Raw genomic sequence first — 22,603 nt, forward strand, 5'->3', positions numbered from 1 at the left:
AAATTTATTAATACAACAACTGGAAAAACATACCTAAAACAACCAGTTGACATGAACTTTTAAATATGATATATTATTATATGTCACTTGTTGAAAATAATTTTGATCTTTGAAAACTACACAGTGTAAGAAATTAAGCCAGCAATAATTTTTAACCTCGAAGATTTTAAGCAACGGAAATTGTGAACAATGGTGAGCAATTTCGTTGGCGTCATGAGTTATTGCGAAGCAATAAACGAATTTTTTGAGAGAGTTTGATCCTGGCTCAGGATGAACGCTGGCGGCGTGCCTAACACATGCAAGTCGAGCGAAGCGAATACGACAGATTCTTTGGATGAAGTTGTACAAGCTTAGCGGCGGACGGGTGAGTAACGCGTAGGCAACCTGCCCTATACAGAGGGATAGCCTCGGGAAACCGGGATTAATACCTCATAAAACTCTAGTATCGCATGATACATGAGTCAAAGATTTATCGGTATAGGATGGGCCTGCGTCTGATTAGCTAGTTGGTGAGGTAAAGGCTCACCAAGGCGACGATCAGTAGCCGACCTGAGAGGGTGATCGGCCACACTGGAACTGAGACACGGTCCAGACTCCTACGGGAGGCAGCAGTGGGGAATATTGCACAATGGGCGAAAGCCTGATGCAGCAACGCCGCGTGAGCGATGAAGGCCTTCGGGTCGTAAAAGCTCTGTCCTAAGGGAAGAAAAACTGACGGTACCTTAGGAGGAAGCCCCGGCTAACTACGTGCCAGCAGCCGCGGTAATACGTAGGGGGCGAGCGTTATCCGGAATCACTGGGCGTAAAAGGGTGCGTAGGCGGCCGATAAAGTCTGGGGTGAAAGGCTACGGCTCAACCGTAGTAAGCCTTGGAAACTTATTGGCTTGAGTGCAGGAGAGGAGAGTGGAATTCCTAGTGTAGCGGTGAAATGCGTAGATATTAGGAGGAACACCAGTGGCGAAGGCGACTCTCTGGACTGTAACTGACGCTGAGGCACGAAAGCGTGGGGGAGCGAACAGGATTAGATACCCTGGTAGTCCACGCCGTAAACGATGAGTGCTAGGTGTCTGAGGGTAACCCCTTAGGTGCCGCAGCTAACGCATTAAGCACTCCGCCTGGGGGAGTACGGTCGCAAGACTGAAACTCAAAAGGAATTGACGGGGACCCGCACAAGCAGCGGAGCATGTGGTTTAATTCGAAGCAACGCGAAGAACCTTACCAGGACTTGACATCCTCTGCATTAACCTTAACCGGTGAAATCCCTTCGGGGACAGAGAGACAGGTGGTGCATGGTTGTCGTCAGCTCGTGTCGTGAGATGTTGGGTTAAGTCCCGCAACGAGCGCAACCCTTGTCTTTAGTTGCCAGCATTTCGGATGGGCACTCTAGAGAGACTGCCGGGGACAACTCGGAGGAAGGTGGGGATGACGTCAAATCATCATGCCCCTTATGTTCTGGGCTACACACGTGCTACAATGGCTGGTACAACGGGAAGCGAAGGAGTAATCCGGAGCAAATCCTAAAAGCCAGTCTCAGTTCGGATTGTGGGCTGCAACTCGCCCACATGAAGCTGGAGTTGCTAGTAATCGTGGATCAGAATGCCGCGGTGAATGCGTTCCCGGGTCTTGTACACACCGCCCGTCACACCATGGGAGTTGGGGGCGCCCGAAGTCAGCTATCTAACCATTTTGGAGGAAGCTGCCGAAGGTGAAACCAATGACTGGGGTGAAGTCGTAACAAGGTAGCCGTATCGGAAGGTGCGGCTGGATCACCTCCTTTCTAAGGAGAAAGGCTTAACTTACACTGTTTAGTTTTGAAAGATCAAATGATCTTTCAAATCGTAGGATGTACTTTAAGCAACAGAAATCATGAGTGTAACGAATGATTTTTGTTATGCCGTACATTTTACGAAGTAAAAATGTACTTTTGAAAAACTGAACAATGCATAAAATACAATTTCTGGTCAAGTTATAAAGAGCATAGGGTGAATGCCTTGGCACCAGGAGCCGAAGAAGGACGTGGTAAGCTGCGATAAGCCTCGGGGAACTGCAAGCAAGTTTTGATCCGGGGATTTCCGAATGGGGAAACCCACCTAGGGTAATACTTAGGTACCCACTACTGAATCCATAGGTAGTGAGGAGGCATACCAGGGGAACTGAAACATCTAAGTACCCTGAGGAAAAGAAAGAAAACTCGATTCCCTAAGTAGCGGCGAGCGAAAGGGGATTAGCCCAAACCTAGAAAATTTTTTCTAGGGGTTGCGGATATACTCATAAGAGCGAAGAATTTGTAGCCGAAGAGGTCTGGAAAGGCCCACCATAGGAGGTAATAGTCCTGTAGGCGAAACAAAGTCTAGCTTGAGTATACTCCAGAGTACCACGAGACACGTGAAACCTTGTGGGAAGCAGGGGGGACCACCCCCCAAGGCTAAATACTACCTGGTGACCGATAGCGCATAGTACCGTGAGGGAAAGGTGAAAAGAACCCCGGGAGGGGAGTGAAATAGAACCTGAAACCCTATGTTTACAAGCAGTGGAAGTTCTTTATATGAACGACCGCGTACTTTTTGTAGAACGGGCCAACGAGTTACGGTATGCAGCAAGGTTAAGTAGTTAAGCTACGGAGCCGCAGCGAAAGCGAGTCTGAATAGGGCGATTTAGTTGTATGCCGTAGACCCGAAACCGGGTGACCTATCCATGAGCAGGTTGAAGCGGAAGTAAAATTTCGTGGAGGACCGAACCCATGTCTGTTGAAAAAGGCTGGGATGACTTGTGGATAGCGGAGAAATTCCAATCGAACTCGGAGATAGCTGGTTCTCCCCGAAATAGCTTTAGGGCTAGCCTCAAAGTTAGTGATACGGAGGTAGAGCACTGAATGTCCTAGGGGCCCTCACCGGTTACCGAAGACTATCAAACTCCGAATGCCGTAATCATATCTTTGGGAGTCAGACTATGTGTGATAAGATTCATAGTCGAGAGGGAAACAGCCCAGACCGTCAGCTAAGGTCCCTAAGTACAGGTTAAGTGGAAAAGGATGTGGGATTGCATAGACAACTAGGATGTTGGCTTAGAAGCAGCCACTCATTTAAAGAGTGCGTAATAGCTCACTAGTCGAGTGATCCTGCGCCGAAAATTACCGGGGCTCAAACCTGTCACCGAAGCTACGGCATCCCTTTGGGATGGGTAGGGGAGCATTGTATACGGGTTGAAGCTGTACCGTAAGGAGCAGTGGACTGTATACAAGAGAGAATGTTGGCATGAGTAGCGAGAGGCAGGTGAGAATCCTGCCCGCCGAAAACCTAAGGTTTCCTGAGGAAGGTTCGTCCACTCAGGGTTAGTCGGGACCTAAGCCGAGGACGAAAGTCGTAGGCGATGGACAACAGGTTGAAATTCCTGTACCACCGAAAATCGTTTGAGCAATGGGGTGACACAGGAGGATAGGTTAAGCGCACCGTTGGTTGTGTGCGTCTAAGCCCGTAGGGAGTCTATGTAGGCAAATCCGCGTAGGCAATCCTGAAAGGTGATGGGGAGCGAAATATAGTAGCGAACTTGCTGATTCCACACTGTCGAGAAAAGCCTCTAGCGAGATCTAGGTGCCCGTACCGCAAACCGACACAGGTAGGTGAGGAGAGAATCCTAAGGCGAGCGAGAGAACTATTGTTAAGGAACTCGGCAAAATGACCCCGTAACTTAGGGAGAAGGGGTGCCACGGTAGGGTGTTAAAGCCCGAGGTGGCCGCAGAGAATAGGCCCAAGCGACTGTTTAGCAAAAACACAGGTCTCTGCTAAGTCGAAAGACGATGTATAGGGGCTGACGCCTGCCCGGTGCTGGAAGGTTAAGGGGACGTGTTAACGTAAGTGAAGCACTGAACTTAAGCCCCAGTAAACGGCGGCCGTAACTATAACGGTCCTAAGGTAGCGAAATTCCTTGTCGGGTAAGTTCCGACCCGCACGAAAGGCGTAACGATTTGGGCACTGTCTCAACAATAGACTCGGTGAAATTGTAGTACCGGTGAAGATGCCGGTTACCCGCAGCAGGACGGAAAGACCCCGTGGAGCTTTACTGTAGCCTGACACTGGATTTTGGTATTACATGTACAGCATAGGTGGGAGACTTAGAAGCATGTACGCCAGTATGTGTGGAGTCGCCGTTGGGATACCACTCTTGTAATACTGAAGTTCTAACCAGAAGCTGTGAATCCAGCTTTGGGACACTGTCAGGTGGGCAGTTTGACTGGGGCGGTCGCCTCCTAAAAGGTAACGGAGGCGCCCAAAGGTTCCCTCAGCGCGGTCGGAAATCGCGCGTAGAGTGTAAAGGCAGAAGGGAGCTTGATTGCGAGACTTACAAGTCGAGCAAGGACGAAAGTCGGGCTTAGTGATCCGGTGGTTCCGAGTGGAAGGGCCATCGCTCAACGGATAAAAGCTACCCCGGGGATAACAGGCTTATCTCCCCAAGAGTCCACATCGACGGGGAGGTTTGGCACCTCGATGTCGGCTCGTCTCATCCTGGGGCTGAAGTAGGTCCCAAGGGGTTGGGCTGTTCGCCCATTAAAAGAGGCACGCGAGCTGGGTTCAGAACGTCGTGAGACAGTTCGGTCCCTATCCGCTGTGGGCGCAGGAAATTTGAGAGGAGCTGTCCTTAGTACGAGAGGACCGGGATGGACGTACCTCTGGTGTATCAGTTGTCGCGCCAGCGGCATGGCTGAGTAGCTATGTATGGACGGGATAAGCGCTGAAGGCATCTAAGCGCGAAGCCCCCCTCAAGATTAGATTTCCCATGACGTAAGTCAGTAAGACCCCAGAAAGACTATCTGGTTGATAGGCCTAAGGTGTAAGGGCAGTAATGTCTTAAGCTGATAGGTACTAATAGGTCGAGGACTTGACCAAATATGCATTGTTCAGTTTTGAGGGTATATAATTACTTTTAGTAGAAACTCCTAAAAGAAATATAGTTTTAATAATGGTGAGAAAAATTATCTAGTGACAATAGCGAAGGAGTTACACCTGTTCCCATACCGAACACAGAAGTTAAGCCCTTCAGCGCTGATGGTACTGAGGCGGAGACGCCTTGGGAGAGTAGGTCGTCGCTAGATAATTTTTTTGTTTTAAAAAATATTATGGCAATTAAGAAATTTGCTGCAAGTATAAAGTTATATAATATATCATATATTATAAATGGAACATGAAATTTAGTTTTTTCAAAAGTTATCTTGAATGAACGTTCTTTTGATGTTGGTTATTATATTTATTAAAAGATTATTTTCATAGAATAGATGGATATTGTTTGTGAATGAAAATAAGGGGGAATTTGATGAATATTCAAGCGCTTTTTAAAAAAGGACTTTCTTTTATGGATTTTGTAAATAAAGATAAAGATACTTATAAAGAAAAAACACTAGAGGTATACAATAATATTGTGGTGGATGAAGCTTTAGAAAAAGAGATTAAGAAAGTCAACCAATTAACAAATGTTCTTGTATTTGCAGAAATATGGTGCCCGGATTGTATGATCAATGTACCAGCACTTCAAAAGATAGCAGATATAAATCCTAATTTTATAATTTCTATTGTTTCCAGAGAAGGTAATGAAATTTTTATGGATAACTATAAGGTGAATGGGAAACCTAAAATACCAACATTTGTGATTATGGATAAGGACTTTTATACATTAGGCGCTTTTATAGAACAACCCCAAGTTTTAAAAGAGATTGAAGCGAAAGGAAAACAAGTAGAGATTATCGTAGCAAAAAGAAAATATAGAAAAGGTGAGTATGCGATAGAAACAATAAAAGAAGTGTTGAATATAGTAAAAAAATAGATGGCAAAGTGCCATCTATTTTTTTGACAATGAAACTTTCAGATGCTACAATATATAGTGCATGACCCTATAAGAATATACTAAATAATGTTATAATAGGATAGATTATACAATCATTAAATAAAGCATTGAAGAAAGTTGAAAGGGGAATTTTATGATTGAAGTAAGGAAACGAAATGAAAAAACTGTAGATTTTGATGATATGAAAATAAAGAAAGATTTAGCAAAAGCGTATATAATCTATAGAAACGAGCAAAACAAAAAAAGAAAAATGCTAAAAAGGGTTGAGAATAGATTGTTATCAGATGAATTTATTAGTAAATATAAGCATAAGCCTTCTCCTATGAAACAATTAGGGAATTTTGTTTATTATAGAACTTATTCTAGATGGCTTCCTGAAGAAAAAAGAAGAGAGTATTGGTGGGAGACAGTAAGACGTGCAGTGGAATATAATTGTAGTTTGGTTCCTACAACGAGAGAAGAAGCTGAAAAGTTGTATGATAATATTTACAATTTAAGACAATTTTTATCAGGAAGAACATTCTGGGTAGGAAATACTCCTGTAGCGAAACACTATCCCATGTCAAATTATAATTGTGCATTTTTAATTATCAATAGTTTTGAAAGCTTTAAAGATTTATTTTACTTATTGATGGTTGGCTCAGGGGTAGGATTAAGAATATTAAAAGATGATATTTCAAGCTTACCGAAAGTGAGAACTGATTACGAAATCATACATAAAGATTATACGCCTATACAGAAGAACGAAAGAGAAGATTGTACAAGTTTAGAATTCTTCTATAATAATACAGTGAAAATAACAGTCGGAGATAGCAAGGAAGGTTGGACACAAGGATTAGATTTCTTCTTTAAATTGATCTATAGCAATGAATATAGAAATGTAAAAACAATCATTGTAGACTATGATAATGTAAGACCAAAGGGAGAAAAACTAAAAACTTTTGGAGGTACAGCGAGTGGACATTCAAGTTTAAAAACCATGTTTGTAAAGATTGATAAAGTCATTAAAAGAAATGCAACAATAGATAATGCAAAGAGAGTAAAATTAAAACCAATTGATTGCTTGGATATAGCAAATATTATTGGGGAGAATGTTGTTGTAGGAGGAGTAAGACGTACTGCAGAGATGGTATTGCTTGACCCAGAGGATAAAGAATCTATTGAAGCAAAATCAAACCTTTATAAGCAAATTGATGGGCAATGGATTGTAGATAAGGATATTCTTCATAGGCAAATGAGTAATAACTCAATTTATTATACAAAGAAACCAAGCAGAGAGAAACTTCATTGGCAAATAGAAAGAATGAGATATTCAGGAGAGCCGGGATGGATAAATGCTGAAGCTGCTTTAAAACGAAGACCAAATATGAATGGTGTAAACCCATGTGGAGAAATTTTACTTGATTCAAAAGGACTTTGCAATTTAACAACAGTGAATGTATATGCATTTGTAAAAGAAGATAATACCCTTGATTTAGAAGGATTGATAGAAGCACAACGATTATCTGTAAGAGCAGGTTATAGAATGACATGTGTTGAGCTAGAACTGCCATTATGGGATATAGTACAGCAAAGAGATAAATTGGTAGGATGCTCTTTAACAGGATGGCAAGATATGGTTAATGCTACAGGCATGACAAGAGAAGAACAAGCAAAACTTTTAAGAGTATTGAGAGAAGTGGCTCATGAAGAAGCAAAAAACTATGCATCTGAAATTGGTGAAAATGAACCATTGCTTGTAACAACTGTAAAACCTGAAGGAACACTAAGTCAATTGCCTACTGTATCTAGTGGGGTGCATTATTCTCATTCTCCTTATTATATAAGAAGAATTCGCATAAGCTCTGATGACCCACTAGTAAAGGTATGTGAAGAGTTAGAATATCCTGTATTCCCAGAGGTAGGGCAAGAATGGGAGACTTGCGTGACAAAAGTAGTAGAATTTCCTGTAAAAGCTCCAAATGGGAAAACAAAATATGATGTTTCTGCAATAGAGCAGCTTGAAAATTATAAAATGTTTATGAAAAATTATGTAGACCACAATTGTTCTATTACTGTTCATGTAAGAGAGCATGAATGGGAAGAAGTAGAACAGTGGGTTTGGGATAATTGGGATGATGTAGTTGCTTTATCATTCTTAGCATTAGATGACAATTTTTATAAATTGCTTCCCTATGAAGCAATAACAGAAGAAGAATACAATAAACGAGTTGAGGAAATGAAACCTTTTATGGCTTCTTTAATTGGAAAATATGAAAAGGAAGAAGTTGATTTAGATATAGGAAATGATAGCTGTGAAAATGGAATATGTCCAATAAGATAGGAGTGTTTTTATTAAACACTTCTTTTTGTTTACTGATACTTTTGAAAAATGATATAATTTATTTATAGCTTAATAGTAGGACTTTATAAAAATCATATATATAATGAAAAAGGGGAGAACAAAATGAGTTTTCAATTATCAACATATGAACATTTAACAGGAGCAACAAAACAAACACCAGCTTATTCATGTGTAGCACAAGGAAATGGATTTTTCTTTGCTAAAAAGGGAGCAATGGTTGCAGATCAAGGAAATTTTAAATATGAAAAAATACTATTAGATCCTAATGCAGGTGCTGGATTGGCTAGAGGAATTATGAATAGTGTTACTAGAAGGCTTACAGGTGAAAATATGGAAATTATGAAGGTAACAGGTAGTGGTATGTGTATATTAGCTTTTGCAGGAAAGAATGTAACTATTATACCATTACAACCTGGTGAGCAGGTAGGGGTAGAATCAGAAAATATATTGGCTTTTACAGGGAATTTAAAATATGGTGTTAGATTTATAGGAGCAGGCGTATTATCTCAAAAAGGTTTATTTACTACAAATTTTCAAAACAATTCAGGAGAAGTAGGCTACATAGCAGTAATTACAGATGGAAATGCTATTGTACTGCAAACACCTTGTAGAGTAGATCCTGATGCTATAATATGCTGGACGGGTCCAGATCCAACATTAAAAGCAGATGTAAATTGGAAAACATTTATTGGACAAACCTCAGGAGAATCTTATATGTTTGAATTTAAACAATCAGGCCAGACGGTTGTACTTCAGCCTTCGGAGAGAAAAGCAGGGCTTGATATAGGGATTGATAGAGGAGAGGCAGTAGGGACTCAATCAAGTGCTTTTGGAAATTCTATGGATAATGTAGAAGATACGATAGGGCAAGTAACAAATACATTAGGAAGATTTTTTAATAACCGATAAGGAGGGTTACAAATGGGACTTAGTGGTCTTGGTGGATTAGGTGGTAATAATGTACAAAATCAACAACAAGCAGGTGGAATTGATAGCTTAGGTGGTCTTGGTGCAAATATGAATAAAAAAATTGTATCCTTGAAAAAGGGCCAAAAGGTATCATTGAAAAAAGCAGCAGCGGATATTGGATTAGATATAAACACATTATCAAAAATTCATGTAGGACTTGGATGGGATGTAAATAAATTTGATGGAAAAGATTTTGATTTAGATGTATTCACTTTTGCTGTAAAAGCCGATGGAAAAGTAAGAAATGAAAAAGATTTTGTATTCTTTGGAAATAAAAATCCTGCTGGATTAGGTATAGAATTAAGTGGCGATAATCGAACAGGGCAAGGATCAGGTGATGATGAGATAGTATTTATTGACTTAAATCTTGTACCTGATGATATTCAAAAGATTATATTTGCTATTACAATTTATGAAGGAAAAGAAAGAGGTCAAAACTTTGGGATGGTAGAAAATGCTTTTGTACGATTAATAGATCAAAATACTAATAGAGAATTTTTAAGATATGACCTCTCAGAAGATTATAGTATGGAGACAGCTGTAGTTGTTGGAGAACTTTACAGATACAATGGAGAATGGAAGTTTAATGCCATTGGCTCAGGATTTAATGATGGACTTCCTGCTCTTTGTGCATGTTATGGAGTAGATGCAGAATAATGATGTAAATGAAAGGAGCGTTTTTAGAACGCTCCTTTCATTTATATAAAAAGAAAAGCATACAAATGAACAGATGAAAAAGAAGGAAAATGGAATAAGTTGTCGAATTTATTTAAATTATAGAAAAAATAAATAGAAGGAGGCCATGAAGTGAAAAGTCTAAAATACAAAATCACAATCCCTGTACTAATATTTTTAATTATAGGAATTTTAGCTTTATCAGGAGCTACATTTTTACAAGCAAAGAAAATAATAATAAATGATGTGGAACAGCTTGCGCAAAGTAAGACAGATAAATTAGTAGCGCTAGCGGATGATAAGATTCATGAGTGGAGGAGTATGATTACATTACTTTCTTTAACGGATGTAGTAAAAAATATGGATTTAAATGCACTTAAAAAATTTGTTTCTGATAATAAAGAAGCATTTAAGGATTTTGAAACCATAATTATTTCAGATAAATATGGAAAATATTTAAGTAGTAATGGACAAGGAGGAAATATTATTGATAGGGCATACTTTCCTAAGGTTATGGCTGGACAGACAGTCATATCAAAGCCAATAATATCAAAAAGCACAGGAAACCCTATTGTAGTAGTTGCAGCGCCTATAAAAAATGATTCTGGAAATGTTATAGGTCTTATTGGAGGAACAGTAAATTTATCTGTTATAACTGACATTGTTAATGCTGAAAAATTAGGGGATACTGGGTATGCATACATGATTGATCAGGAAGGAATAGTAATGGCTCACCCTAAAAAGGAAATGATTCTTAAGTATAATGCTTTGCAAAAGGGAAGTACCTCTCAAAAAGAACTTACGAAAAAAATGATAAAATCAAAAACAGGTGTAGAATACTATGAATTTGAAGGAAAGAGAAAAATAGCAGTTTATGCACCACTACATTCTGTTGGATGGTCTATTGCTATGACTACATATGAAAGTGAAATAACAAATAGTGTAGGAAAGCTTAGAAACATTATTGTTATAATTGGACTTATTATGATTACTGTAATTGGAATATTAATATATTTTCTGATTGGTAGATCTATTAAACCAATATTACAAATGGCTAATATAACAAAGGATGTAGCTTCAGGAAATCTTCAGGTGAGAGTAGATGTAAAAAGTAATGATGAGATTGGTGTACTTGCAGATAACTTTAACCATATGATTGAAAATATGAGAGGGTTATTAAAAGAAATGAACGATATGGGAATGACAGTAGCTGCTACATCACAGCAAATGATGGCTTCAACAAGTGAGGCTAGTAAAGTGGCAGAGCAAGTATCAGAAACTATATCAGAATTAGCAAGAGGAGCTATGGAGCAGGCAGATTCTACTCAAAGAGGAAGCAATATGGTAAATCAACTGATAATAGGTATTAAGCAAATAGCAGAGTCATCTAATCGTGCAGAAAAAGTTACTGTTATAGCTAAGGAAACCATTGATGCAGGAATGCAAATTATAGATTACCAAAAGAGCAAAATGGAAGAAAACAAACAGGCAACAAAAAAGGTTGGAGAAGAAATTTCTGCATTATCAGATAAATCACAAGAAATAGGACAAATTGTAGAGGTAATAGGCAGTATTGCAGAACAGACAAATTTATTAGCATTAAATGCAGCTATTGAAGCAGCTAGAGCAGGAGAAGCTGGAAGGGGATTTGCAGTTGTTGCTGAAGAGGTAAGAAAGCTTGCAGAAGAATCAAGTAAAGCAACACAAAGTATAAGTGACATTATAAACGAAATACAAATAGGGGTAGAGAGTGCTGTAAAAGAGATGGATCAAACAAGAGTAGTAGTAAATGATCAAGAAAATGCTGTAGAACAAACAGTCAATGTCTTTAATGATACGCTAAAAGCAGTTTCAGATATTACTAATGCTGTCAAATTAGCTACTCAAGAATGTGAAAAATTAAATGAACATTCAAAAGTAGTAGGAGAAAATATTGAAAATATTGCAAGTATTACACAGCAGAATGCTGCTGGAACGGAAGAGGTAGCAGCTTCTACAGAAGAACAAACGGCTGCTTTAGAACAGCTATCAGCTTCAGCAGAGCAATTAGCAACAATTTCTAATAAGCTTCAAGAATCTATACAGAAGTTTAAAATAGAATAAATAATAAAAAATTGTATAGTAAAATTACTATACAATTTTTTTGTAAGTATTATTTGAGTTTTCATGAATCTCCATACCGAGGATACATATGTCATCTTCAAGATTTTTAATTTCTTTAATACGAATTACTTCTTCGTATAGCTTATTAATACACTCTTTTATTGGTTTATGAGAATGCTTCATTATAATATGATAAAAGCTTTGATTATCATCTAAAGAGTCTGTAAGACCATCTGTATAAAAGATTAACTTGTCTCCTTCTTGAAGAGAAATGGTTTTGCTTTCAAAATTTATGTTTTCAAAAACACCTAAAATGGTACTTCCTCCTTCTTTAATTTCTATATATTCTTCATTTCGAATCAATATGGGATAAGGATGACCGCATCTCATATAGGTAAGTTTCTTTGTTTTTCGATTATATAGTCCATAGAATGCAGTTAGATACATATCTTCTGATATATTTATTAATTTTCTATTCAAATAACTTATAAAAGCAGCTGGATGCTTAAAAAGATGTTTACTTGTTTCCATAATGGCTTTTACCATAGTTGTAATCATAGCAGCAGGAACACCATGTCCAGAAATATCACTTAAAAAAATTCCAAAAGTATCTTCATCTAATTTAATAAAATCATATAAGTCTCCGCCAACTTCTTCTAGAGGTTTATAAATGGCAGATAATGATATTCCTTCTATATGAGGAAGATTTCTGGGGATAAGATTTTGTTGAACATTTTTAGCAAGAGCTAATTCATCACGAATTCTACGATTATACTTTTCGATTATTTCATTTCTCTTCTTTAATTCTAATTTACTTTTTTCAATTTCTGTAATATCATCTAAAATAATTAAAGCCATATCTTCATTATTATAGTTTAGGTACTTTGTGGTAAATTGAAAATATTTTTCTATAGATTTTCCATTTATATAGAAATTTCTATTTATGGTTTCTTTAAAAGTAGGTTGTTTTTCATTAAATGCTTTTAAGACAGCTTTCCTAATTATACATGTTTCACAATTGCTTGTACGTCCACAAAGTTTATCTTCTTCTACAGTATACTTACATTCAATAACATTTCCGCAAAGCTTTCCAATAATTTGATCTTCTTCTTTATTAAATAGGACTTTAAAGGGTTCATTAAATTGTTGTATTTTCATGTTTCTATTTATCAAAAAAACTGCTGATGTTATATTTTCAAATATAATATTTAAAAAGCGATTAGAATCCTTTAATTGTTTTAAAGATAGCTGCATGAAATCACCTCTAAAAAGTGGATTTAACTAATTTTAACATATAATTAAAAAAGAATGTTAAATTTTTATATGGTGAGTAAGACAAAAATAGATAAAAAAGGAATATTTTTTTAATATATCTAAAATTTTAGGGTAAAATAATGGGGAAAAGCTTTGACATATTATTTTCTAAATATTATAATATCAATGATACAAGTAAATAAATAAAGAACGAAGACGAGAAGAGTAAATATAGGAGGTAGTTAAAAGCGAGTCGATGATGGTGGGAGATCGATACGAAGCCTATATTGAAGAACATCTCTGAGTTTCTAACCGAAATCATATGAGAGTAGGCTTAGACGGCTAAGACCGTTATCCTTTAGAGATGGCCATATTATGGCAAGCAGGGTGGCACCGCGGAATAAAAGCCTTTCGTCCCTTTTAAGAGACGGAAGGCTTTTTTGATTAAGGAGGAGGTAAAATGATGAAAACAATATTAATTAAAGATCTTTATAGAAATAAAGAAAAATATGCAGATCAAACGGTTACTATTGCAGGTTGGGTTAGAACGCTTAGAGCTTCTAAATCTTTTGGTTTTATTGAAGTAAATGATGGAAGCTTTTTTAAAAATCTTCAAGTGGTTTTTGAAGAAAACTTAGAGAATTTTCAAGAAATCTCAAAGCTTACTATAAGTTCATCGATTATAGTAGAAGGAAAATTAGTATTAACACCAGAAGCAAAGCAACCATTTGAAATTAAAGCTACAAAGGTTAATATTGAGGGTACTTCTGATAGAGATTATCCACTTCAGAAGAAAAGACATACGTTTGAATTTTTAAGAACTATTGCACACTTAAGGCCAAGAAGTAATACTTTTTCAGCAGTATTTAGAGTTCGTTCCATTGCAGCTTATGCAATCCATAAATTTTTCCAAGAAAGAGGATTTGTATATGCTCATACGCCAATTATAACAGGGAGCGACTGTGAAGGTGCTGGAGAGATGTTTAGAGTATCTACACTAGATTTTAACAATATTCCAAAGACAGAAGATGGAAAAATAAATTTCAAAGAAGATTTCTTTGGAAAAGAAACAAATCTAACAGTAAGTGGGCAGCTTGAAGCTGAATGTTTTGCATTAGCTTTTAGAAATGTATATACCTTTGGACCTACGTTTAGGGCAGAAAACTCAAATACAGCAAGACATGCTGCAGAGTTTTGGATGATTGAACCTGAAATTGCTTTTGCAGATCTTGAGGATGATATGGAATTGGCTGAAGATATGATTAAATATGTGATTCAGTATGTACTTGAGCATGCACCAGAAGAAATGGAATTTTTCAATAAATTTATTGATAAAGGGTTATTAGAAAGATTAGATAATATTGTTAACTCTGATTTTGGAAGAGTTACTTATACAGATGCAATTGAAATATTAAAAAAATCTGGTGAAGCATTTGAATATCCAGTAGAGTGGGGATGTGACTTACAAACAGAACATGAAAGATACTTAACAGAAAAAGTATTTAAAAAACCTGTATTTGTAACAGATTATCCAAAAGATATTAAAGCATTTTATATGAGATTAAATGATGATGGAAAAACAGTTGCAGCAACAGATCTTTTGGTACCAGGTGTAGGAGAAATTATTGGAGGAAGCCAAAGAGAAGAAAGATTGGATATATTAGAAAAGAGAATTGAAGAAATGGGTCTTAACAAAGAAGACTATTGGTGGTATTTAGAACTTAGAAAATATGGTGGAACTAAGCATGCTGGATTTGGATTAGGATTTGAAAGATTAATTATGTATATGACAGGTATGTCGAATATAAGAGATGTAATTGCTTTTCCAAGAACAGCAAAGTCAGCAGAATTCTAAAAACATAAATAAAAAAGGGGAGGAAAGTATGATGCTGGATTCTATAAAAAAGGGGTTTAAAAATGGAATAGCAACTACTTGGATGCTTGGAAAAGTGATTATTCCTGTATATGTTTTTGTAACTTTCTTAAAGTATACTCCTGTACTTGATTGGATTGCTTATGCATTTAAACCTCTTATGGGAGTGTTTAATCTTCCTGGAGAAGCAGCTATTGTATTAGTTTTAGGAAATGCCCTTAATTTATATGCAGCAATTGGGGCAATCAAAGCCATAACACTTACACCTATGCAAATAACTACATTAGGCATTATGCTTTCCTTTTCCCATTCTTTGTTTGTTGAAACGGCAGTAATAAAGAAATTAAATGTAAGCATTGGAAAATTCATAGCCCTTAGGGTTGGATTAGCATTGGTTGTAGGTGCTATTGTAGGACAGGTAGGTGCATTGCTATGATAGAAATTTTAAAAGAAGGATTCGTAGGAAGTTTAAAGTCTGTGTATTCAATAGCAATGATTGTGATTCCACTGATGATTATTTTGCAAGTGGCAAAGGATTATAATGTTTTAAGCAAAATAGCGGAATATTTTAAATTTTTCACAAGACTATTTAGTATCTCTAAAGAATCTATTTTTCCATTATTAGTAGGGATTATATTTGGAATATCTTATGGAGCTGGAGTAATCATTCAAAGTTCTAAGGAAGGAAATTTAACAAAGAAAGATTTACTTTTATTAGTAGCTTTTTTAGTTACGTGTCATGCAGTTTTTGAAGATACCTTGATATTTGTTGTTGTTGGTGCTAATGGTTATATTTTATTAGGATTAAGATTTATGATGGCTATAGGTATAACCTATTATCTATCAAAAAGAATCAATTTAAAAGATTTATCTGTATTAGGGAATGGAAATATAAAAGAATAAGAATTTGAAACGCATATAAAAAACAAAGGAAATTCTTTTTATGAAAGAGTTTCCTTTGTTTTTTATATAAAGAAAGATTGAATTGATAGAATTTCTTATAATAAGAAAAATTCTTATTATAAGAAATAAAAGAAACTCATCTATAAACAATCAATTATCAAAATGATAAAAATATTTGATATTTTAAAATGATAATGCTCATTTCGTGTATTTTACTAAGAAAATAAATCAAATTTATTGGAATAGTTCTTGCTAATTATAAAACGAAAACAATTAACAGAATTTTCAAATAAAAATAGAAAGACCAACTATAAAAAGTCAATAGTAAAAAAGAAAAAATTTTAATTAAATTGGTGAATAAAAATGCATGACAAAAAGACCTGCGTGAGGCAAGTATAAGTAAAAATATGGGAAATAATATCAATTACTCGTTATTAGGTAGTCTCACCTCATAAGGACAATTATTTTTTAAAATAGCATGAATTGTGTAGCAAAGTTTACGAGCGACAGCTCCAATAGCCGTTAGGTGATGTTTTCCTTCTGAACGTTTCTTCTGGTAAAAAGCTTTAAAAACAGGGTCACAGTTAGAGGTAACTAAAGCAGCACTAAAGAGAGCCTTTCTAAGATAGGGCGATCCACGTTTACTCATTTTGTTATTTGTACTTTGATATTCACCAGATTGTGAAACAGAAGCATCAATTCCAGCATAAGCAACAAGCTTTGAAGGGTTTGAAAATCTTGAGATATCACCTATTTCGCCAAGTATAGTTGCAGCTGTTACGTTGCCAATACCAGGTATTGTAGTAATAGGAGAATTGATTTTATCAAGTAAAGTGTTTATTTGCTTTTCTATATCTTTGACCTGACTTTCAATAAAGTTAATCTGCTCAATTAATAGTTTTAATTGAAGAGCAAAGCTATCTAAACAAAAGCTTATACCAAAAGAATTTTTAGCTACACGAGAAAGTTGTTTGATTTTATTAGTAGCAAATTTTTTCATAGTGATTTCAGATAAAACTTTGTCTAACTTTTCAGATGAAATATTTTCGAAATCACTTGGAGAGCTGAAATGAAGCAAAATTTCCTTTGATGTTTGTCCAAAAAAATATCAGAAAAAGATAGATTGATATTCAGGAAAAACTTGGTCTAAGACACAAATGGTTTTTACGTTTAAGGTCACCTATAGAACTGATGAGATAGTTTCTAAAGCGAGAAAGGTTGCGAAGTGATATGGTATTTTCATCGGCTAAGGAAGTTTCCAGAAAAATCACCATAACGAATAAGATCTGCAATTAAAACAGAATCAATGATATCTGTTTTACGCTTTCTGATTTCAATACCTTTACGCCAACCATCAGTTTGGATAGGGTTTACAACATGAATGACAAAACCTTTTTCCACAAGAAATGAGTAAATGGATAACCAATAGTGACCAGTAGCTTCCATACCTATTTCAACATCATTAACAGATCTAATGAAATTGTTTAACTTAGTAATTAAGCTTTCACCACCATTTGTAGTATTTGAAAAGGAAAAAGCCTTAAAAATAATTTTTCCTTTTTCATTTATTAGCGAAGCTACATGATTGTTTTTTCCAATATCAATACCTAAATAAAACATTTCCATCACCACTATAAATTTATTTTAGATAGTTCCTCTAATCTGATAAACGTTACCGCCTTGTTGCATATTCGAAGTACTAAACTTATTAGTCAACATCCAACTTATTCGTAATCTGTTTATCAGACAGAGGTGTCAGTCTTTCAAGTACGAGGTCTTACCTCAAGGAGACTACGACATCACTCTATCTAATATTTTGATTATACTCTTTTTTGTATAATCTTTCAGCTAATAAAGGATTATAGGTTGCCTTTATTAACCTAAATATAGTATACAAGGAGATGATGGTGTGATTTTTTTAAAAGTAGGACTTTTATAGTAAGTTCTAAGCATGAAATGTTGTATAAAGTTATGTGAAAGGATGATGTGAATGGCACCAGTCGAAATGGAATTAAAATCAGAAAAGAAAAAATTAAAGAAGAAAAGATTTAAAATGCCAACGACGGCATCATTATTAATGTTGATGATTTTATTTTCATCAATACTAACTTATATTGTACCAGCAGGCGAGTTTGAGAGAGTATTTGATGAAGCAACAAAAAGGACATTAGTTGTAGCAGGAACATTTACACAGGTAGATCAATCACCTATAGGATTTTGGAAAATTCTTTCATCTATATTTGAAGGAATTGTGCATGCATCAGAGATTATTGCTTTTGTTTTTGTTGTAGGCGGTGTCTTTGGTGTTGTTATTAAAAGTGGTGCTATTAATGCAGCATTAGGAAAGTTAATTAAAAAATTATCTGGAAGAGAAAACATTTTAATTATTCTTGTCATGTCAGCTTTTGCAGCGGGCGGAGCAAGCTTTGGTATGGCAGAGGAAACATTGCCTTTTGTAGCACTTTTAGTTGCTACATGTTTAGCACTAGGATATGACAGAATTGTTGCTGTTTCTTTAGTTTGTATAGGTGTTTATGCAGGATATTCAGCAGGTCCTATTAATCCATTTAATGTGGGGATAGCACATGGCATTTCGGAGCTGCCTTTATTCTCAGGAATTGGATTAAGAACAGTTCTTATGTTTGGAGGACTGATTATTGCCATACATCATACTTTAAGGTATGCCAAAAAAGTAAAAGATAATCCACAAAAAAGTCTTGTTGCTAATATAAAATATGATAAAGTTAGAGAGGAATTTAATGTAGACTATGAACTTACTAGAAAACATAAAGTGATTTTAATAGTGATTTTACTTACTTTAATAGGATTAGTTTTTGGCGTACTTAAATATGGATGGTATTTATCAGAAATATCTGCTTTGTTTATGTTAATGGGAATTGTAGTGGGATTGATTCATTTTGATGCTGATTTTAATGAATTTACAGAAGAATTTTTAAAGGGTGCAAGGGAAATGACAACAGCAGCTTTATTAATTGGTTTTTCTAGAGCTATTTTGGTAGTTTTAGAAAATGGAAAAATAATGGATACGATTGTATATGCCCTTTCATTACCTCTACAAAGCTTAAATAGTATTTTAGCAGCTTGGGGAATGTATTTTACACAGGGGATTATTAATTTTATTTTACCTTCTTCAACAGGGCAGGCAGTTGTTGTAATGCCTATAATGGCATCATTAAGTGATATTATTGGTGTTACACGACAAGTAGCAGTGCAGGCTTATCAAGCAGGAGATGGCTATTGGAATATGATTACTCCAACCCATCCTGTTTTAATGGCTTCATTAGGAATAGCAGGCATTCCGTTTAGTAAATGGTTTAAATTTGCAGTTCCATTGGTATTAAAGTGGACTATATGGGTTATGGTTATTTTGGCTATAGGGGTTATAACAAACTGGGGACCTTTTTAATAGATTTTTAAATCTTTTATACTATCAAAAGGGGGAAATGTCTGTGAATAACAAAAACTTAAAATGGACTATTATTGGAGGAGGAAATGGAGGACAATCAGTTGCTGGTCATTTAGGCCTTATGGGGTTTTCTGTAAAACTATATGATATTATCCCAGAAACAGTCGAAAAAATTAATGAACAGGGAGGAATTTTTTTAGAAGGAATTGTTAATGGGTTTGGAAAAGTAGAACTTGCAACCAATAATATAGAAGAAGCTCTTAAAGATACGGATATTATTATGATTATTGTTCCATCTTTAGCACACAAGGAGATAGCAAAGATGTGTGCACCACATTTAGTAGATGGACAAATCGTTTTTCTTCATCCAGGGGCAACTTTTGGAGCATTAGCTTTTCACAAAATTATTGAAGATGAAGATTGCAATGCAAATGTAATTATTGCTGAAAGCAATACGCTTATTTATGCATGTAGATTGATTGAACCAGGAAGGGCAAGGATTTTAGGGGTGAAAGATAGAATATTGGTTGCTGCCTTACCAGCAAATGAAACGGATAGAGTTGTAAAAATATTAAATGCAGCTTATAAAGAAGTAGAAGCAGCTGAAAATGTCATGGTGACAAGTTTTGACAATACGAACCCGATTGTGCATCCCACAACAACACTGCTATGTACGGGATTGGTAGAATCTAATAGAGACTGGTTATTTTACTGGGATGGATTTACACCATCAATAGGAAGCTTTTTAGAAGAGTTAGATCAAGAAAGAATAGCTGTTGGAAATGCACTAGGCCTTAATTTAATTACTTGTAAAAAACAGTACGAACTCGAGTATGGTGTATGTGAAGATACTTTAGAACAAGCAGTAAAAAATACACAGGCATATGCAGAAATTAAGGGGCAACATAGTCTTAATACCCGTTATATTTTAGAGGATATTCCTATGGGATTGCTTCCTTTAGCTTCTATGGGTAAATTATTAGGAGTACCAGTAGAGAGAATGGAAACGGTGATAAGATTTTGTGAATATTTCCTTCATAAAGATTTTTCATCTAATGGACGAACGGTTGAAAATCTCGGATTAGAAAATATGACTGCCGATGAAATTATGGAATTTGTGAAAACGGGAAAAAAGTTAAAGTGTAACAATCAATAAAATGATAAGGATGCAAAAAGAAGAACACACTTTATAGCATTTTTAATAAAGTGTGTTTTTCTTTACTCTTTATCCTAAAAGGACATATATTTGAAAGGAAGATGAATCGATTTTTAAATTGAATAAAATTTCTAACAAATCATTTATTTTTTGTAGGAAAGTGACTATAATGGAAGAAAATATTTTTCATCATTTTAAAAAACATCATAATGAGAAAAGAATTAAAATCTTATGGAGGGAATATAAATGCTTAGGTTAGCCGACATTGAAGAGACAGTAAAGAAAATTTCAGATGTAATAGCTAGTGTGATGAATATGGAAATCATTATATGTGATAATCATCTTAGAAAAATTGGAGATAGCAATAAAAATTGGGAGTCGGAATGTCTGAATATTACAAAACATTCCATATTGACAAAAATAATAAATGCAGGAAAACATTTAGTTATAAAGACAAGAAATGAAAATAAAGGATGTATGATATGTCTACATAAGAATAAATGCAATCTTAAAGCATTGATAGGGACTCCTATTCAGTATAATGATACTATTTTAGGAAGTATTGGGATTCTTGCTGATACAGAGGAGAATAAAAAAATATTATTAGAAAAAGAAAAATATATTCTTGATTTTATCAATAAAATGGCAGATTTAATTATTAGCAAATTACTAGAAAAAGAAGCGACAGATAAATTAAAAATTATGAAGAAGCGGTTATTATCTATAATGGATTCTATTGATGATGGCATTATTGCTTTAGATGAAAAGGGATATATTATCTATATGAATTCACATATTAAAGAATTTATTGACTTATTTTCTATGGATCTTAGAAAGCAAAACATTATGGATTTAATTCCTAAAGTATATATAAAAGAAATGATTCAAGATGGGAGATCCTTTAGAAACAGAGAATTGAATATACGTAAAGAAGAGATGGATTTGCAAATGATTGTTTCTGGAAAAATTATAAAACATAAAGATAGAAGCATTGGTTCTATTTTAACATTTAAAAAAATGTCTGATATATATAATGTTGTGATGATGTATCGTTAAATAGTTCTTATACAACTTTTGATGATATTATTGGTGAGAGTGTACTAATGGATCAAGTAAAGGATAAGGCTAAAAGAGTAGCAAATAGCAAATCTACAGTTTTAATACAGGGAGAAAGTGGCACAGGCAAAGAGCTATTAGCGAGAGCAATACATAATTATAGCGATAGAAAAAATAAACCGTTTATTGCCATTAATTGTGCGGCTATACCAGATACTTTACTTGAAAGTGAATTGTTTGGTTATGAGGAGGGAGCATTTACTGGAGCTAGACGTGGAGGGAAATTAGGAAAATTTCAACTTGCTAATGAAGGAACCATTTTTTTAGATGAAATCGGAGAAATGCCAATTCATCTACAAACAAAATTATTAAGAGTTCTACAGGAAAAAAGTATCGAAAAAATAGGAGGACATAAAAGTATACCTATAGATGTAAGAGTGATCGCAGCAACTAATAAAAACTTAGAAAGTATGGTAGAGAATGAAGAATTTAGAGAAGATTTATTTTATCGTTTGAATGTGATTCCCATATTTATTCCTCCTTTAAGAGAAAGAAAAGGAGATGTAAAGATTTTACTTGAATATTTTTTAAAAGTATATAATGCGAAACTTTCTAAAAATATTTACGGATTTTCAACGGAAGTAGAAAGTGTTCTGCTGAATTATAACTGGAAAGGAAATGTAAGAGAATTACAAAATGTTGTTGAGTATGCTGTAAATATGGAAAATAGCATATACATCAGAATGGATAGTATTCCTCTTAAAATAAAGAAATTAACAGAAGAGGCTTCTAAAGATTTTCAGATTACAACAATCCGAAATATGGAAAGGAAACTTATAGAAAATTCACTAAAATTTTATGGAAAAAGTGTTGCAGATAAAAAAATGGCTGCACAAGCTCTTGGTATAAGCATAGCAACATTATATAGAAAAATGAAGGAATATAATATTCAATTAGATTAAATTTAAGTATAAGTAAAGATGCTGTATTTATTACAGCATCTTTACT

The 22,603-nt window shown here is 35.1% G+C and carries 13 protein-coding genes, 3 rRNA genes, 1 pseudogene and 1 other annotated feature; of the genes and pseudogenes, 15 read left to right on the forward strand and 2 right to left on the reverse strand.

Going from position 1 to position 22,603, the window contains the following annotated elements:
- Window positions 1-242: 242 nt before the first annotated feature.
- The 8 genes from FQB35_RS01315 to FQB35_RS01350 all read left to right on the forward strand — a co-directional run bounded on the left by FQB35_RS01315 (window position 243) and on the right by FQB35_RS01350 (window position 11,926).
- Window positions 243-1,777: ribosomal RNA gene (locus tag FQB35_RS01315) — 16S ribosomal RNA — on the forward strand.
- 182 nt (window positions 1,778-1,959) lie between these two features.
- Window positions 1,960-4,883: ribosomal RNA gene (locus tag FQB35_RS01320) — 23S ribosomal RNA — on the forward strand.
- 89 nt (window positions 4,884-4,972) lie between these two features.
- Window positions 4,973-5,089 (forward strand): 5S ribosomal RNA (rrf, locus tag FQB35_RS01325).
- Together the 16S, 23S and 5S rRNA genes form the textbook arrangement of a ribosomal RNA operon.
- Window positions 5,090-5,307: 218 nt before the next feature.
- Window positions 5,308-5,814 (forward strand): thioredoxin family protein, encoded by a 507-nt coding sequence (locus tag FQB35_RS01330; RefSeq protein ID WP_148808186.1) that lies wholly within the window; start codon window positions 5,308-5,310, stop codon window positions 5,812-5,814.
- Window positions 5,815-5,968: 154 nt separating this feature from the next.
- Window positions 5,969-8,158: a ribonucleoside-triphosphate reductase, adenosylcobalamin-dependent gene (gene nrdJ / locus FQB35_RS01335; RefSeq protein WP_148808187.1), complete on the forward strand. Its 2,190-nt coding sequence runs from the start codon at window positions 5,969-5,971 to the stop codon at window positions 8,156-8,158.
- Between the two features lie 123 nt (window positions 8,159-8,281).
- On the forward strand, window positions 8,282-9,088 hold the full coding sequence (locus FQB35_RS01340) for an AIM24 family protein (RefSeq protein ID WP_148808188.1): 807 nt from the start codon (window positions 8,282-8,284) through the stop codon (window positions 9,086-9,088).
- 108 nt (window positions 9,089-9,196) lie between these two features.
- Window positions 9,197-9,805, forward strand: coding sequence for a TerD family protein (locus tag FQB35_RS01345; RefSeq protein WP_148810724.1), 609 nt, complete (start codon window positions 9,197-9,199; stop codon window positions 9,803-9,805).
- 150 nt (window positions 9,806-9,955) lie between these two features.
- Window positions 9,956-11,926 (forward strand): methyl-accepting chemotaxis protein, encoded by a 1,971-nt coding sequence (locus tag FQB35_RS01350; RefSeq protein WP_148808189.1) that lies wholly within the window; start codon window positions 9,956-9,958, stop codon window positions 11,924-11,926.
- 27 nt (window positions 11,927-11,953) lie between these two features.
- Here the strand turns inward: FQB35_RS01350 and FQB35_RS01355 are convergent, their stop codons facing one another.
- Window positions 11,954-13,180 (reverse strand): SpoIIE family protein phosphatase, encoded by a 1,227-nt coding sequence (locus tag FQB35_RS01355; RefSeq protein ID WP_148808190.1) that lies wholly within the window; start codon window positions 13,178-13,180, stop codon window positions 11,954-11,956.
- A gap of 204 nt (window positions 13,181-13,384) precedes the next feature.
- Window positions 13,385-13,602: a binding site (T-box leader), on the forward strand.
- A gap of 41 nt (window positions 13,603-13,643) precedes the next feature.
- Between FQB35_RS01355 and asnS the strand changes: the two genes are divergently transcribed.
- The 3 genes from asnS to FQB35_RS01370 are packed head-to-tail and all read left to right on the forward strand — an operon-like array spanning window position 13,644 to window position 15,956.
- Window positions 13,644-15,035: an asparagine--tRNA ligase gene (asnS, locus tag FQB35_RS01360; protein ID WP_148808191.1), complete on the forward strand. Its 1,392-nt coding sequence runs from the start codon at window positions 13,644-13,646 to the stop codon at window positions 15,033-15,035.
- Between the two features lie 28 nt (window positions 15,036-15,063).
- A complete protein-coding gene (locus tag FQB35_RS01365; RefSeq protein WP_148808192.1) occupies window positions 15,064-15,489 on the forward strand; it encodes a nucleoside recognition domain-containing protein in 426 nt (141 codons plus the stop codon).
- Window positions 15,486-15,956 carry a nucleoside recognition domain-containing protein gene (locus FQB35_RS01370; protein WP_148808193.1) on the forward strand — a complete coding sequence of 157 codons (471 nt, stop codon included), beginning with the start codon at window positions 15,486-15,488 and terminating at the stop codon, window positions 15,954-15,956. Before FQB35_RS01365 ends, FQB35_RS01370 begins: the two co-directional genes overlap by 4 nt.
- A 424-nt stretch (window positions 15,957-16,380) precedes the next feature.
- Here the strand turns inward: FQB35_RS01370 and FQB35_RS01375 are convergent.
- A pseudogene (locus FQB35_RS01375) lies at window positions 16,381-17,576 on the reverse strand (IS110 family RNA-guided transposase).
- Window positions 17,577-17,946: 370 nt separating this feature from the next.
- Here FQB35_RS01375 and FQB35_RS01380 point away from each other — a divergent pair.
- From FQB35_RS01380 to FQB35_RS01395, 4 genes are all read left to right on the forward strand, one after another.
- Window positions 17,947-19,383, forward strand: a complete 1,437-nt coding sequence (locus FQB35_RS01380; protein ID WP_148808194.1) for a YfcC family protein — start codon at window positions 17,947-17,949, stop codon at window positions 19,381-19,383.
- A gap of 43 nt (window positions 19,384-19,426) precedes the next feature.
- Window positions 19,427-20,539 carry an NAD/NADP octopine/nopaline dehydrogenase family protein gene (locus FQB35_RS01385; protein WP_168198208.1) on the forward strand — a complete coding sequence of 371 codons (1,113 nt, stop codon included), beginning with the start codon at window positions 19,427-19,429 and terminating at the stop codon, window positions 20,537-20,539.
- Window positions 20,540-20,785: 246 nt separating this feature from the next.
- A complete protein-coding gene (locus FQB35_RS01390; RefSeq protein ID WP_148808196.1) occupies window positions 20,786-21,595 on the forward strand; it encodes a PAS domain-containing protein in 810 nt (269 codons plus the stop codon).
- A 47-nt stretch (window positions 21,596-21,642) separates the two neighbouring features.
- Window positions 21,643-22,557, forward strand: a complete 915-nt coding sequence (locus FQB35_RS01395) for a sigma-54 interaction domain-containing protein (RefSeq protein ID WP_148808197.1) — start codon at window positions 21,643-21,645, stop codon at window positions 22,555-22,557.
- Window positions 22,558-22,603 lie beyond the last annotated feature (46 nt).

The sequence above is a fragment of the Crassaminicella thermophila genome (assembly GCF_008152325.1).
In the GTDB taxonomy this organism is placed as follows: Bacteria; Bacillota; Clostridia; order Peptostreptococcales; family Thermotaleaceae; genus Crassaminicella_A; species Crassaminicella_A thermophila.